Origin of the sequence: Caballeronia sp. AZ7_KS35 (assembly GCF_023631045.1) — a bacterium.
In the GTDB taxonomy this organism is placed as follows: Bacteria; Pseudomonadota; Gammaproteobacteria; order Burkholderiales; family Burkholderiaceae; genus Caballeronia; species Caballeronia zhejiangensis.
This window is the reverse complement of sequence record NZ_JALQDV010000099.1, coordinates 1-480: the sequence shown is the minus strand read 5'-3', so window position 1 is coordinate 480 and position 480 is coordinate 1. Positions and strand designations below refer to the sequence as shown.

The 480-nt window shown below is 59.2% G+C and carries 1 protein-coding gene; it reads left to right on the top strand.

Annotated features, from left to right (window positions below; all coding sequences use genetic code 11):
* Window positions 1-293: hypothetical protein (locus NCT05_RS37300; RefSeq protein WP_250504801.1), on the top strand; the 293-nt coding region annotated here is incomplete at its 5' end.
* Window positions 294-480: the final 187 nt, after the last annotated feature.

Below are 480 nucleotides of genomic sequence, written 5' to 3'. Positions count from 1 at the left end.
GTAGTCCTCTCGTCACAGGCGGCACTCGCCTAAAGAGTGCCCTCAAACACCTAATCGGGCTTGGATCGCGCACGGTCTGCCGCCCGAATACGTTGAGCGCGCTGGTTCAGCACGAAACAGCATCGGCACAGCGCTACGCGCTGCCGCTGGGTCTGCAAGGGAAACCAAAGGGCGGCGAAGGCGGCGAGATTGAGACGTTAGTAGAGAAGCACATGCATCCCCGATTGACTGGTCGGCCGCGAAGCGGGCTGGAGCTATTTGGTGCTGAACCAGTTTGGTATGTGGTGCGATGAGACGGACCGTGCGCGAGCCAAGCCCGGTTGGGCCTATGAGGGCACTCGTTAGGCAGCCCACGAACGACGAGAGGACTACCCAAATTGCGTGTGACCGCGGGCGTATCAGTAGCTGCTTTCTTTGCTTACTTTCTTTGCAGCAGCAAAGAAAGTGAGTGCCGCCCCGCACAGGGGCAGTGCTAATAGA